At 61.6% G+C, this 12,828-nt stretch carries 11 protein-coding genes, 1 tRNA gene and 1 pseudogene; 7 read left to right on the top strand and 6 right to left on the bottom strand.

Translation table 11 applies throughout. The features are described from left to right. Positions 1-230 precede the first annotated feature (230 nt). The 4 genes from ACFWAD_RS23045 to ACFWAD_RS23030 are packed head-to-tail and all read left to right on the top strand — an operon-like array spanning position 231 to position 4,369. Positions 231-1,550: a branched-chain amino acid ABC transporter permease gene (locus tag ACFWAD_RS23045; protein WP_378548175.1), complete on the top strand. Its 1,320-nt coding sequence runs from the start codon at positions 231-233 to the stop codon at positions 1,548-1,550. Positions 1,551-1,555: 5 nt separating this feature from the next. Next, entirely contained in the window at positions 1,556-2,545 is a 990-nt protein-coding gene (locus ACFWAD_RS23040; protein ID WP_003944088.1) for a branched-chain amino acid ABC transporter permease, read from the top strand. Next, complete coding sequence (locus tag ACFWAD_RS23035) at positions 2,538-3,566, top strand: ABC transporter ATP-binding protein (RefSeq protein WP_378548075.1); 1,029 nt, start codon at positions 2,538-2,540, stop codon at positions 3,564-3,566. Before ACFWAD_RS23040 ends, ACFWAD_RS23035 begins: the two co-directional genes overlap by 8 nt. Beyond that, entirely contained in the window at positions 3,563-4,369 is an 807-nt protein-coding gene (locus tag ACFWAD_RS23030) for an ABC transporter ATP-binding protein (protein ID WP_378449768.1), read from the top strand. The genes ACFWAD_RS23035 and ACFWAD_RS23030 overlap by 4 nt, the downstream gene beginning before the upstream one ends. Before the next feature lie 71 nt (positions 4,370-4,440). Here ACFWAD_RS23030 and ACFWAD_RS23025 read toward each other — a convergent pair whose 3' ends face one another. Further along, the gene (locus ACFWAD_RS23025; RefSeq protein WP_317828956.1) at positions 4,441-5,772 is read right to left on the bottom strand and encodes an ABC transporter substrate-binding protein; all 1,332 of its coding nucleotides are present in this window, start codon (positions 5,770-5,772) and stop codon (positions 4,441-4,443) included. Positions 5,773-5,978: 206 nt separating this feature from the next. Then, complete coding sequence (locus tag ACFWAD_RS23020; protein WP_095973349.1) at positions 5,979-6,605, bottom strand: ANTAR domain-containing response regulator; 627 nt, start codon at positions 6,603-6,605, stop codon at positions 5,979-5,981. A 98-nt stretch (positions 6,606-6,703) separates the two neighbouring features. On the opposite strand from ACFWAD_RS23020, the gene ACFWAD_RS23015 reads away from it, so the two are divergent. Continuing rightward, a tRNA-Leu gene (locus tag ACFWAD_RS23015) sits at positions 6,704-6,780 on the top strand. Between the two features lie 74 nt (positions 6,781-6,854). After that, positions 6,855-7,487, top strand: a complete 633-nt coding sequence (locus tag ACFWAD_RS23010; RefSeq protein ID WP_378548072.1) for a hypothetical protein — start codon at positions 6,855-6,857, stop codon at positions 7,485-7,487. 22 nt (positions 7,488-7,509) lie between these two features. On the opposite strand, the gene ACFWAD_RS23005 is transcribed toward ACFWAD_RS23010, so the two are convergent. After that, positions 7,510-8,772, bottom strand: coding sequence for an amidohydrolase (locus ACFWAD_RS23005; RefSeq protein WP_378548069.1), 1,263 nt, complete (start codon positions 8,770-8,772; stop codon positions 7,510-7,512). Next, positions 8,744-9,665 (bottom strand): annotated as a pseudogene (locus ACFWAD_RS23000) (bifunctional 5,10-methylenetetrahydrofolate dehydrogenase/5,10-methenyltetrahydrofolate cyclohydrolase). The gene ACFWAD_RS23005 and the pseudogene ACFWAD_RS23000 overlap by 29 nt, the downstream one beginning before the upstream one ends. Positions 9,666-9,943: 278 nt before the next feature. Here ACFWAD_RS23000 and ACFWAD_RS22995 point away from each other — a divergent pair. Beyond that, on the top strand, positions 9,944-10,447 hold the full coding sequence (locus ACFWAD_RS22995) for an SRPBCC domain-containing protein (RefSeq protein ID WP_042923025.1): 504 nt from the start codon (positions 9,944-9,946) through the stop codon (positions 10,445-10,447). A gap of 33 nt (positions 10,448-10,480) precedes the next feature. On the opposite strand, the gene ACFWAD_RS22990 is transcribed toward ACFWAD_RS22995, so the two are convergent. Both ACFWAD_RS22990 and pyk read right to left on the bottom strand, forming a co-directional pair. Beyond that, a complete protein-coding gene (locus ACFWAD_RS22990) occupies positions 10,481-11,362 on the bottom strand; it encodes an acyl-CoA thioesterase II (RefSeq protein ID WP_230813279.1) in 882 nt (293 codons plus the stop codon). Then, positions 11,363-12,781 (bottom strand): pyruvate kinase, encoded by a 1,419-nt coding sequence (pyk, locus tag ACFWAD_RS22985; protein ID WP_214890328.1) that lies wholly within the window; start codon positions 12,779-12,781, stop codon positions 11,363-11,365. Positions 12,782-12,828 lie beyond the last annotated feature (47 nt).

Below are 12,828 nucleotides of genomic sequence, written 5' to 3'. Positions count from 1 at the left end.
CGGACAATTGATGCAGCCATCGGCCTTCGATACGGAACCGAAACATCCCGGAAATCTCAGAACCCCATCTGAAGCGAACAGAGCCGTTAGAGTCCGGAAATCGCAGCAACGGATCAAGCCCTCCGCTGCGTGGCACCTTTGTCCAGACGCGCTAGTCCCGACCCGCTCGGAGGACGTACGTGGCTCCACCCGTAGTGAAACGGCATACCCTCGCAACACTCAGCCGACTACTGGCCTTTGCGTTACTCACGTTCTTCGCATTACTCAGCCTGGCCGGAACTGCCGGGGCCCAGGAACCGACCAACTCCCCTGCACCGACCAACTCCCCTGCACCGCCGACCTCGTCAGGACCGGCAAAACCGGTTCCCGACAACGCCGTGCCCGTCAGCGGCAATCTCAACAACGGTGGCACCCGACTCGAGGGCGTTACGGTGCGCGCGCTCGATTCCTCCGGCACCGAGGTCGCCACCGGCGAGTCGGCATCGAACGGCCGTTGGGAGTTGGCCGTAGCCCCGGGCACCTACACATTCGAGATCGTTGCGGACACCCTCCCCGACGGGGTGAGTGTGCAAGCCACTGTCGAACGCGAGGTGGTGGCCGGCCGCGCGAACACCGTGATCTTCTCGTTCGGCGAGGTTCGTACCGCCTCGAATGTCAGCTTCGGCGAGAAACTCATCCGCACGACGGTCGACGGTCTGCGGTTCGGTCTCGTGATCGCGATCGCCGGTGTGGGTCTGAGTTTGATCTACGGCACGACCGGTCTGACGAACTTCGCGCACGGCGAGATGGTCACCCTCGGTGCCGTCGCAGCCTGGGTGATCAACACCTCGTTCGGCATTCCGCTGATTCCCGCCACCGTTCTCGCGATCTTCGTCGGTATCGGGATCGGACTGCTGACCAACGGAATCGTCTGGAAGCCCCTACGTAAACGCAAGACCGGGTTGATCGCACAACTGGTGGTCTCCATCGGTCTCGCGATTTCCCTGCGCTACCTGATCCTCATCTTCTTCTCCGATCGAGCAGAACCCTTCGACGACTACCAGGGGCAGGTCGAGAAGAACTGGGGCCCCATCGCTTTGACCGACGCCAACGCCGTAGTCATGATCGTCAGTCTGGTAGTCCTGGTCGGCGTCGCACTACTTCTGCAGAGGACTCGCATCGGAAAAGCCATGCGCGCCGTCTCCGACAACCGCGACCTCGCCGCTTCGTCCGGTATCAACGTCGAGCGCGTGATCATGTTCGTCTGGGGCCTCGGCGGCGGATTGGCTGCTCTCGGCGGTGTGCTGTTCGGTATCTCCGAGCTCGGCGGACGCGTCCAGTGGGAGATGGGCTTCAAACTGTTGCTGCTGATGTTCGCCGGAATCACCCTCGGTGGTCTGGGAACGGCGTACGGGGCGCTACTCGGCTGCGTCATCGTCGGACTTCTGGTCCAACTCTCGACGCTAATCATCAACCCCGACCTCAAATACATCGGCGGACTTCTCGTCTTGATCGTGATCCTCGTGGTTCGCCCCCAGGGCATCCTCGGATCCAGACAAAGGATCGGGTGACGAACATGGACATCATGGGAGCTTTCCAGGTTTCCTTCGCCCAGTTGATCGGGCCGTCGGCAATCTTCTACGCGCTGCTGGCAATCGGGCTGAACCTGCACTTCGGCTACGCCGGACTGCTAAACTTCGGTCAGATCGGTTTTGCCCTTCTCGGCGGCTACGGCGTCGGAATCATGACCGTGACCTACGACCAGCCGCTCTGGCTCGGCATCCTCGTCGGACTCACCGCGGCCGGTCTTCTCGCGCTCGTGCTCGGTATTCCGACGCTGCGTCTGCGCGCCGACTATCTCGCCATCGTCACCATTGCGGCTTCGGAGATTTTGCGTCTGATCTTCCGCTCGACCGCGTCGGATTCGGTCACCGGTTCCACCAACGGCCTGTTCGGTTTCGCAGATCCGTTCACCGCACTGAGCCCGTTCGACTCGGCCAAGCAGTACTCGTTTCTCGGCGTGAAGTTCTACGGCGACGATCTCTGGTCCATGGTCGTCGGCTGGACGCTGGTCCTGATCTTGTGCGGATTTGTCTACCTGTTGACGCACAGCCCATGGGGGCGTGTCCTCAAGGCGGTTCGTGAAGACGAGGATGCGGCGCGATCGTTGGGCAAGAACGTCTTCGTGTACAAGATGCAGGCCCTGGTTCTCGGCGGCGTGATCGGTGGTCTGGCCGGTGTTTTCAACGCCCTCCAGACCAAGTCCATCAACCCCGACTTCTACTCGACCGCGCAGACGTTCTTTGCATTCGGCGCACTGATTCTGGGCGGGGCGGCAACGGTTTTCGGCCCGGTAGTGGGCGCAATGCTGTTCTGGTTCCTCCTCGCCATTCCCGACGCTTTGTTGCGTCAGGCGATCTCCGGCGAAAATCCGCTGCTCTCGCTGACCGAACAACAGGTCGGAGCCACTCGGTACGTCCTGCTCGGCTTGATGATCGCTCTTCTGATGGTCTTCAGACCGCAGGGAATACTGGGTAACAAGCGGGAGGTGCAACTCAATGCTTGACGCCGATACCAGAGCACAGATCTTTGCCGACGTTCCACATCTTCCGGGATCGGCAAAACCCGACCCGGTACTGATCGCGGACAACGTCTCGCGCACGTTCGGCGGCCTCAAAGCCGTCGATGTCGGCCACCTCGAAATTCAACGCGGGTGCATCACGGGTCTGATCGGCCCCAACGGCGCCGGGAAAACCACCCTCTTCAACCTCCTCACCGGTTTCGACCGTCCGGACACCGGTACGTGGTCGATGGACGGTCAATCGCTGGGCCGCATGTATCCCCACCAGGTAGCCAGGAAAGGAGTGGTACGGACGTTCCAGTTGACCAAGGCGCTGTCCAAACTCACGGTGCTGGACAACGTACGTCTGGGCGCCACCGGTCAACGAGGTGAACGCATCTTCGCCTCGCTTGTCCCGTGGATCTGGAAGGGTCAGGAACGCGAGATCACCGAGCGCGCCAACGAACTCCTCGCGCGTTTCAAACTCGACACGAAAGCTGACGACCTCGCCGGTTCCCTCTCCGGCGGACAGCGCAAACTGCTCGAAATGGCTCGCGCACTCATGACCTCGCCCTCGGTGGTGATGCTCGACGAACCCATGGCAGGCGTCAATCCCGCTCTGACGCAAAGCCTGCTCGGTCACATCAAGTCATTGCGCGACGACGGAATGACGGTCGTCTTCGTCGAGCACGACATGGACGTGATCCGAGACATCAGCGACTGGGTGGTGGTCATGGCACAGGGCAGCGTCATCGCCGAGTCCACTCCGGACGAACTCTCGTCCAACACAGCTGTCGTCGACGCGTATCTGGGCAGCCACCACGACCAGGCCCTCGAGTTCGACGACGACGGAAATCCGGTGGGCGAGACGGCCGTTCTGGCAGCCGCCCTGGCAGAAGCCGAGGTCGAAACCCTCGAGGCGGGCGGTGACCTCTCGGAGCCCGACATCGACAATCTCCCGGCCGATCTCGCCGCGACGCTGGAATCGAGTCCCGAGGAACCGCGCGGAAGGCACGAGAAGCCATGAGCGAGAACCAAGCACGTTCACTCACGCCCGCAGAGTTCGCCGCGACAGCGCAAGAGCATCAGCGACTGTCGGCAGGTGCACTGCTCCGCGCCGACAGCCTCGTCGCCGGCTACATTCCCGGCGTCAACATCCTGCGTGAGTGCAACTTCTTCCTGAAGGAGGGAGAAATCGTCGGAATCATCGGACCGAACGGCGCAGGCAAGTCGACACTCCTGAAGTCATTGTTCGGTTTGATACCGGTTCGCGAAGGATCGGTCACTCTCCGTGAGGACGACATCACGTCCGCGCCCGCTCACGTCCTCGTGCAGAAGGGAGTCGGGTACGTCCCCCAGACACAGAACGTCTTTCAGACTCTGACTATCGAAGAAAACCTCGAGATGGGAATTTATCTGCGACCCAAGGCATTCGCAGAGCGATTCGCCTTCGTGAGTGAATTGTTCCCACTCCTGAGTGAACGACGAAAGGTGAAGGCCGGCGCACTCTCGGGCGGCGAACGTCAGATGGTCGCGATGGGCCGGGCTTTGATGATGGATCCGTCGGTCCTGCTCCTCGACGAACCGTCCGCGGGCCTGTCCCCGATGTTCCAGGACGAGGTGTTCATCCGTTGCAAGAAGATCAATGCTGCGGGTGTCTCGGTCATCATGGTCGAACAGAACGCGCGCCGCTGCCTTCAGATCTGCGATCGCGGCTACGTACTCGATCAGGGCAAGAACGCGTACACCGATACCGGCGCCAATCTGATGAACGATCCCAAGGTGATCGAGCTGTATCTGGGAACGCTCGCCGGGAGCAAAGAGAAGTAGGCACGACATGAGAATGGGCCAGGGTCTCGCGACCCTGGCCCATTCTCGTCGACTGCTTACTTGCCTACGACTTACTTACCCACCACCACGAATCCTTCTGTGGTCAGCGTGTTCTCAGGGCCGAACTTGAGCTTTCCGTACGAACCGATGGACGGCTCGCCCGAATCGTTGAAGTCCAACTCACCGGTGATGCCGTCGTAGTCGATGTCGGTACCCGCCTTCACCAACGGCAAGCACTCCACGTAGGACGTGCACTTGGTGCCACCTTCGGTGACGCTGTTGATGTTCGCCGCGATGTCTGTGCCCGCCGTCGACTTCGCCTGCTCGGCAGCAAGTGCCGAGATCACCACCGCGTCGTACGACTCTCCGGCGTAGTTGAAGTCGATCAGAGAGGGGTTGACCGCCTTCAGACGATCTTGGAAGGCAGCTCCGACATCCGTCAGCGGCGTCGTTCCCTGCATCGTGTCGAGCAACGGCTTCGCCACGGATTCTCCGAGCGCGTTACCCATGTTGCCGTCGACGCCGTACATCGCCATTCCGTCCGACGGGCCGATGCCCACTTCGTGCATGCGCGTGATGATCTTCGCCGACTCTTCGAAGCCCACCAATGCAACTGCATCCGGATTGAAGTTCTTGACCTGATCGACTTCGGAGTTGAACGACTGCGCGTTCGGGTCGTAGATGATCTTCTCGATCTGATCTGAGGGGACACCCGAATCGATCAAATTCTTTTCGATGTTGTCGGCCAGACCCGTCCCGTACGGGTCGTTGAGAGCCATGATGGCTACGCGCTGACCACCGTCGTCCGAAATGAGCTGTGCGACGGCCTGAGCCTGCAGTACGTCCGTCGGAGCGGTGCGGAAGTACATGCCCTTGTCTGGATAGCAGACGAACTGGTCCGACGTGTTGGCAGGAGAGAACATCACGACGCCCGCGCTGGCGATCTTGTCGATCACCTTGAGCGAGACCGACGACGACGCGGCGCCGACGATCACCTGAGTGCCTGCCGCCAATTCGCGGTCGACGGTGGAATTGGCGGTGTCCGTCGTGGTGTCACCCGAATCGCCAGGGATCAGTTGGACGGGTTGGCCGAGAACGCCTCCAGCGGCATTGACATCGTTGACGCCGAGCTGGGTGCCTGCAACCATCGGCGGCCCGAGGAACGACAAGCTGCCGGTGTCGGGAAGAAGCGTGCCGATGCGCAGCGCTTCCGTGGACGGGGTGGCGCCGGCCTTGGCCTGCTCCGGGGTGCAATCGGTCGTGACGGATGTCGTCGCGGCGGAAGCGCCGGACGTAGAGCCGCTCGAAGACGAGTCATCCGACTTGTCCGAGCTACAGCCTGCAAGTGCCAGTGATGCCGCGCCGAGAACTGCAGCAGTACGCACAAGTGTTCGTCTAGCCATCCCACGCTCCTAAGATCAGCCGGTGCTCGCGCCACCCGAACTGGCGCTCGCTGTGGGATCAGACGCTAGACCTTGGAACCGTTTCGCGATCCTTCAAGAAAGCCCTGTGACCTGACTGTTATCTGAAGGCGCACAGTGTTTACACGGCCGTAGCGCTGCGCGGCGTTTCGACGGTCGACGCAGCAGCCGAAACTCGGACACTTTGCTCAAGCGTCCGGTTCGCCGCCCAGAGTTTCGAGTACGACCTGTGCGACGGCCTTCATCGTGGAGCGACGGTCCATCGCGGCGCGCTGAATCCACTTGAACGCCTCGGGTTCGGTGAGCGCTTGGCGAACCATCAGAACACTCTTGGCGCGCTCGATGAGCTTGCGTGCTTCCAGTCGGTCGGACAGATCGGCGACCTCACGCTCGAGCGCGGTCACCTCTCGGAAGCGACTGACCGCCAATTCGACGGCAGGCACCAAGTCACTGATGGAGAACGGCTTGACCAAGTAGGCCATGGCGCCGGCATCGCGTGCGCGCTCGACCAACTCGCGCTGACTGAACGCTGTGAGAATAACAACAGGAGCGATGCGCTTGGCGGCAATCTCCGAAGCCGCGTCGATGCCGTCCCTCCTGGGCATCTTCACGTCCATGATGACCAGATCGGGCCTGAGTGACTCGGCCAACTCGACCGCCACCTGTCCGTCACCGGCCTCGCCGACGACGTCGTAGCCCTCTTCGCGGAGCATCTCGACCAGATCCATGCGGATCAACGCCTCGTCTTCAGCGACGACAACACGACGGGGTGCGAGCTGATTGCCTTGCGGCTGCGGCGAATTCATGGCCACCATCCTCCTCCATCGAACCGCCCCGACACGAGACGCGAACGATTAGAGGGTACCGGTGTTTGACATTGAAATCGCATCTTCTAATGTAGTCATCGCAACAAGCCCTCGTATCCCAATTGGCAGAGGAAACGGATTCAAAACCCGTCCAGTGTGAGTTCGAGTCTCACCGAGGGCACCACTGCAGCAGCCGGCCGTACCGCAAGGTTTCGGCATTCGGCTGTACCCCGGATCAACCGCCGCTAGGTTCGATCCATGAACGGTCGCCGGTTGATTGCTCTGCTCGGAACCATGTCTTGTATCTGCCTGCTCACCGGATGTCAGACAGACGACGAATCCGACACTGCCGGCGGATCTTCCACCCAGGTCGTCTCTTCCACCCAGGTCCTCCTCGACGCTGCAACACGGACCGGCACCCTTCAGGTCGGCCCTCGCCCGATCGAGGCCGCGTCCACCGATATCTCCACACTTCCCTCATTGCCCAGCGACACAGCGATCGCTTCACCGAATCCACCCGTCGACGTGACCGCGATCGACGTGACCGATCACGATGGTTTCACCCGCATCACCTATCGCTTCGACGGCGACGGACCGGTGTTCTGGAAAACCGAATACGTCAGTGAAGCAATCCGAGCGGGAGACAGCACAGTCGTAGATGTCGGTAGTCGATCGATACTTCAGGTCGATCTGATGGGAGTCCGGTCGCATCCGAGTCTTGTCTCGGCTCCCCTCGACGTCACAAACATCACCCGCATGGAGAGTGCCGGTACGAACGATACGATCCTGCAGTCGTTTATCGGCACTCTCCAGACCCGGCCGGCGTACACGGTGTCGACATCCGATTCCCCGTCCCAGCTGACTATCGACATCCCCGCAGCCGACAACTGACCCTCGATACCCAATTGCGCGCTCAGCTCAGCCATTCCAGCGCAGCTGTGGTCAACGCGGCGATTCCGTTGTCGAGGGTCGGCTGGATCACCGGGGCGTACCGCGGTGAGTGGTTCGATGCGATGTCCTCCCCGACGGTTCCCGCTGTTGCGGCCTTCAGATAAGCCTCGGGATCCGCACCGCCGAGGAGCCAGTACACCAGCGGCGCTCCGGCCGCGTCGGCGAGGATCCCGACGTCTTCACTCCCGGTGACCGGTCCAGGATCGATGACGCCGTGTTCCCCGAACACGCCTCTGAACGCAGCGCTCACACGATCGCAGGCCGCGCCGTCGTTGATCAGCACCGGAAACGACTCCTGTGCAATCAGTTCGGGATCACGGACGGCGCCGGATGCCTGCGCCTCTGCGCGGACGATTCGGTGCACCGCGTCCAATACCCGGGTTCGGACTTCCGGTTCGACGGTCCGAATGCTCAAACCGAACTCCGCATGATCGGCGATGATGTTGTTCTTCGTACCTGCGTGAAACTGGCCCACTGTCAGTACACCTGTATCACTGCCGGCAATCTCGCGGGAGACCACCGTCTGCAACCGCATCACTGCCGATGCCGCCATGACGATCGGATCGATCGTGGTCTCAGGCTGCGATCCGTGCCCGCCCCTCCCGAACATCCGCACCAGCATGCTGTCAGCCGCAGCGAATGCTGCCCCGGAATGCAATCCGACGATTCCCGCCGGTGCCGGCGCAACGTGTTGGCCGAGAACCACATCGGGTTTGAGAATGCGGTCGTACAACCCGTCGTCGACCATCGCCTGCGCGCCGGCACCGAGTTCCTCTGCAGGCTGGAACACGACCTCGAGCGTGCCCGACCACGAGTCGACGGTTTCACTGAGGATCCGAGCGGCGCCGAGCAACGCAACAACATGCATGTCGTGCCCGCACGCGTGCATGATCGGAACGTCGTTGCCCTCCTTGTCGGTTCCTCGCTCCGTGCTTGCATAATCGAGACCGGTGACTTCCTCGACCGGCAATGCGTCCATGTCCGCCCGAAGCAGAACGGTTGCGCTAATGCTCTTTCGGAGGCTCCTGCTGTTTCGGAGAACGCCTACTACTCCGGTTCCGCCGACTCCGGAATGAACCTCGAAGCCGAGGTCTCGCAATCGATCCGCGACGATTCCGGCGGTCCGATGCTCCGCAAACGACAACTCGGGGTGCGCGTGCAGATCTTTGTACAGATCTACAAGCGAAGCGCTTACATCACCGATTCGGTCCACCACGTTTGTCATGATTCTCACTGTATGCCCGAACCTCAGTCGCCCGAACTGCCGCGGCGAGAGTTTGTTCCAGCAGTACTGCAACCGTCATGGGGCCGACACCACCCGGCACCGGTGTGATTGCACCGGCGCGAGTGAGCGCGGCGCCGTACTCCACGTCGCCGACGTTGCCCGCGTTGTACCCCGCATCGATCACTACTGCCCCGGGCTTGATCCACGAACCCTTGACGAGTTCCGGCACGCCGACGGCAGCGATGACGACGTCCGCCGTACCGACGTGAGCGGCCAGGTCGACGGTTCGCGAATGGCAGTACGTCACGGTTGCGTCCCGACGCAGGAGGAGCATTCCCATCGGCAATCCGAGGATGGGGCTTCTGCCCACTACAACGGCATGCTTTCCGGCGAGTTCGACGCCTGTGGCGTCGAGGAGGCGCAGGATGCCACTCGGCGTACACGATTCGAATCCACCTCCGGACAACGCCATTGCCGCAAAAGATGCCGAAGTGACGCCGTCGACGTCCTTGTCGGCCGAGATGGCGTCGAACGCAGCCCGTTCGTCGATGTGGCCTGGCACCGGGTGTTGCAGGAGTATGCCGTCGATCGAAGGGTCCGCCGACAACGCTCTCAGCACGTCGACGAGTTCTTCAGTGGTTATACTCACCGGGAGTTCGACCGTCCGCGACGTCATTCCGACGACGACAGACCGTTTGGCCTTCATCTGTACATACGCCCTTCGAGGCCGGGTCCGCTCCCACGATAACCGCTGCCAGGCAAGGAACGTGCTCGGTCTCATCACGAAACTGCCTCGTGCGCAGTGACAAGTCCGCGAGCGCAGCATCGGCAATTGCGCGTCCGTCGATTATTCGAGCCACCACGTTCCGGTTGGGCAGATTTTCGGTAGACATGAATCCCCCTTCACACAAGATGTGTGAAGCACCCAGGCGGTCGATGCCTCGCGATGTGCACTCCCCGGTGGTAATTCCCACCCGCGCCAGTCGTGCGTGGCCAGCGTACCGCGCGGTTGTTTCACCGCCACGAAACGCATCGAGAACGCCGCTCTCAAAACGAGACAAATCGACATAACCTATCAATAGGTAACGATCTGACCTGCAGTTATTCCATCCTGTGCAATTAGATGGCACGATGGGGGCAACCGCACGGGCACCAAGCATTGGAGGCACCGATGGACAACGGCAAGATAAACCTGACCTATGACGGTCGGGTGTCACTGAGCTTCCAACTGGCGATTCCGCACGCACCGGACAAAGTCTGGAAAGTGATAACGGAACGCGAGTACCTCGACGCCTGGTTCCCGGCGGACGTCGATTTCGATCTCACTCCCGGCGCAGATCTGCTGTTCAAGGTCACGCCGGAACAGGTCGAGCGTTTCGGACTACCCGCAGATCACGTGACACGTGGCACGGTCATCAGCGTCCACCCACACCGAATTCTCGAATTCCTCTGGGACGCAGACACTCTGCATTGGGAGCTGGCTCCGGACGGCACCGGCGGCTGTTGGCTGACCCTCACCCACACGATGGAAGACGAAGAGTCCGCGTACGCCCATGCCGCGGGCTGGCACGCGGGCTTGGAAGTTGTTGCGGCCCAACTCGATGGACGCGAAGTCGACTGGTCTCCGTGGGACCGCGCCGACGAACTCTCACCGCAGTATCGCAAGTCGGCCTGAACCTGGGCCCGAGCACAGACCCGGGCCCGCTTCTCACTCCCCCTTGCGCGGGAAGTGCCTGATCATTCCTTCTTGAACCACTGTTGCCAACAGCAGTCCTTCCACCGAGAAATACCGTCCGGTCGCCAAACCACGCGAACCTGCAGCGACGGGCGATTCGGTCGCGTACAGGACCCAATCGCTGAATCGGAACGGACGGTGGAACCAGATCGAGTGGTTGACCGTCGCCGCGACGATACGATCATGGCCCCAGGACAATCCATGAGTGGTCAGAATCGAATCGAGCACAGTGGTGTCCGACGAATATGCAAGCGTCGCAGCGTGTACGAGTGAATCATCCGGAAGATCGCCGTCGGGGCGCATCCACACCCGATTGTGGTTGAGTTTCTCACCGGTGCCTTTGAGTATCCACGCCGGATCGTTGGCGTACCTCATGTCGATCGGCTTGAGCGCCGCACTGAAATGCGGCAGTTTCTCCTCGTACCCGACCAGATGATCGCCGATCGGCGGCAGGGACTCCGGAAGTGGAACATCCGGAATCTCGACGGCATGGTCGAGCCCCTTGCCGGAGTCCTGGAACGCCGCGAGCATCACGAACAATTCGTTCTCACCCTGATAGGCCGTCACCTGACGGTTGGCGAAAGCACGCCCGTCACGATGACGCTCCACCCGATACTCGATGGGCGCCTTGACATCTCCACCCCGAATGAAATGGGCGTTGACGGCATGGATGGGGCGCTCACCGTCGACGGTCCGTCCGGCGGCCATCAGTGCCTGAGACACCAACTGACCGCCGAACGTCCGCGAACCTACTTGCTCGGGGTGGTGTCCACGGAACGCGTCGTCACCGATCTGCTCCAGATCCAACAGACCGAGGAGAGTGCCGAGGTCGGTGGACGCATTCGCGTGGGTCACTCAGTGGTCCTCTTCGCCGATGCGGTGGACGTGAATGAGGTTGGTGGAGCCGACGGTTCCCGGAGGGGACCCGGCAACGATGACCACGAGGTCGCCCTTGACGTACCGCCCGAGGGAGAGCAAAGCATTGTCGACCTGACGCACCATTTCGTCGGTGGTGGCCACCGCATCGACCAGGAACGTCTCGGTTCCCCACGTCAGCGTCAGCTGACTACGTACTGCGGGCAACGGTGTGAAGGCGAGCAGCGGCAGCGGAGTGTGCAGGCGAGCCAGTCGTCGCACCGTGTCACCAGACTGTGTGAATGCAACCAATGCCTTGGCGTCCAGACGTTCGCCGATGTCACGCGCTGCGTACGAGATGACACCGCGCTTGGTGCGCGGGACGTGAGTCAGGGGTGGGACTCGGGTCGATTCGTTCTCGACGGCTTCGACGATGCGGGCCATGGTGCGAACGGTTTCCATGACGTACTTGCCCACCGAAGTCTCGCCCGACAGCATGACAGCATCCGCACCGTCGAGGACGGCGTTGGCAACGTCGGATGCCTCTGCACGAGTGGGACGCGAGTTCTCGATCATCGACTCGAGCATCTGCGTGGCGACGATGACCGGCTTCGCGTTCTCACGAGCAATCTGGATTGCGCGCTTCTGGACGAGCGGGACCTGCTCGAGCGGCAACTCGACACCGAGGTCACCGCGGGCGACCATGACGGCGTCGAATGCGAGCACGATGGCTTCGAGATTGTCGATGGCCTCGGGCTTCTCGAGCTTCGCGATGACGGGAACGCGGCGCCCGACTCGATCCATGATGGCGTGAACCAATTCGACGTCCGCGGGTGAGCGAACGAAGGAGAGTGCAATGAAGTCGACGCCCAGCTTGAGGGCGAACTCGAGGTCGGCGATGTCCTTGCCCGACAGGGCAGGAACGGAGACGTTCATGCCGGGCAGCGAAAGGCCTTTGTTGTTGCTGACCGGACCGCCTTCGGTGACCCGACAGACGACGTCGTTACCGTCGATGGAAGTGACGACCAGGCCGACCTTTCCGTCGTCGACCAGCAGTCGGTCGCCGGCCTTGGCGTCGCGCGCCAATTCCTTGTACGTGGTCCCGACGCGATCGTGTGTTCCCTCGACGTCGTCGACGGTGATTCGAACCTCTTCACCGTTGGCCCAGGTGGTCCGCTCGTCCTTGAATCGGCCGAGGCGAATCTTGGGCCCCTGGAGGTCGGCGAGAACACCGACGGCCTTTCCGGTGGCGTCCGACGCGGCGCGGACGCGAATGTAGTTTTCTTCGTGATCGGCATGCTCGCCGTGGCTGAAGTTGAGGCGAGCCACGTCCATGCCGCTCTCCACGAGCTCACGGATGCGGTCGCCAGAAGCTGTCGCAGGTCCAAGTGTGCATACAATTTTTGTCCGTCGGTTCACGGCTCGAGCCTAGTCGCTACCCCACCGCACTTCTATCCGGCATTTGT

Origin of the sequence: Rhodococcus sp. NPDC059969, from assembly GCF_042738325.1 — a bacterium.
Classification (GTDB): domain Bacteria; phylum Actinomycetota; class Actinomycetes; order Mycobacteriales; family Mycobacteriaceae; genus Rhodococcus_F.
The sequence above is the reverse complement of the archived record's forward strand: the minus strand, read 5'-3'. Positions and strand labels throughout refer to the sequence as shown.

Bases quoted from the DNA above. Each gene is read 5' to 3' on its own strand.
- ACFWAD_RS23040 (WP_003944088.1), top strand. From the start codon at position 1,556: ATGGACATCATGGGAGCTTTCCAGGTTTCCTTCGCCCAGTTGATCGGG.
- ACFWAD_RS23035 (WP_378548075.1), top strand. From the start codon at position 2,538: ATGCTTGACGCCGATACCAGAGCACAGATCTTTGCCGACGTTCCACAT.
- ACFWAD_RS23030 (WP_378449768.1), top strand. From the start codon at position 3,563: ATGAGCGAGAACCAAGCACGTTCACTCACGCCCGCAGAGTTCGCCGCG.
- ACFWAD_RS23025 (WP_317828956.1), bottom strand. From the start codon at position 5,772: ATGGCTAGACGAACACTTGTGCGTACTGCTGCAGTTCTCGGCGCGGCA.
- ACFWAD_RS23020 (WP_095973349.1), bottom strand. From the start codon at position 6,605: ATGGTGGCCATGAATTCGCCGCAGCCGCAAGGCAATCAGCTCGCACCC.
- ACFWAD_RS23010 (WP_378548072.1), top strand. From the start codon at position 6,855: ATGAACGGTCGCCGGTTGATTGCTCTGCTCGGAACCATGTCTTGTATC.
- ACFWAD_RS23005 (WP_378548069.1), bottom strand. From the start codon at position 8,772: ATGACAAACGTGGTGGACCGAATCGGTGATGTAAGCGCTTCGCTTGTA.
- ACFWAD_RS22995 (WP_042923025.1), top strand. From the start codon at position 9,944: ATGGACAACGGCAAGATAAACCTGACCTATGACGGTCGGGTGTCACTG.